The sequence below is a fragment of the Paraburkholderia sp. BR14374 genome, from assembly GCF_040948685.1.
GTDB classification, from domain to species: domain Bacteria; phylum Pseudomonadota; class Gammaproteobacteria; order Burkholderiales; family Burkholderiaceae; genus Paraburkholderia; species Paraburkholderia youngii.
This window is the reverse complement of the sequence record NZ_JBFPKF010000165.1, coordinates 1-255: the sequence shown is the minus strand read 5'-3', so window position 1 is coordinate 255 and position 255 is coordinate 1. Positions and strand designations below refer to the sequence as shown.

At 67.8% G+C, this 255-nt stretch carries 1 protein-coding gene; it reads left to right on the top strand.

All coding sequences use genetic code 11. The features are described 5' to 3' along the window. Positions 1–255 (top strand): FAD-binding oxidoreductase (locus AB3X86_RS38505; protein WP_368599923.1); only part of this gene is annotated, 255 nt, incomplete at both ends.

Below are 255 nucleotides of genomic sequence, written 5' to 3'. Positions count from 1 at the left end.
GCGTGGGCGTCACCGACTACGACCGCGACGGCGAGTTGCGCATCGGCATCAAGCGCGTGCGCGGCGGGCGTTTCTCGAACTTCGCGTTCGACACGCTGCAGCCCGGCCACACGATCGACGTGATGACGCCGGACGGCCGCTTCTTCACGCACCTGAACGCCGAACAGGGCCAGCAGTACCTCGCGTTCTCGGGCGGCTCGGGCATCACGCCGGTGCTCGCGATCATCAAGACGACGCTCGAAGTCGAGCCGCGCA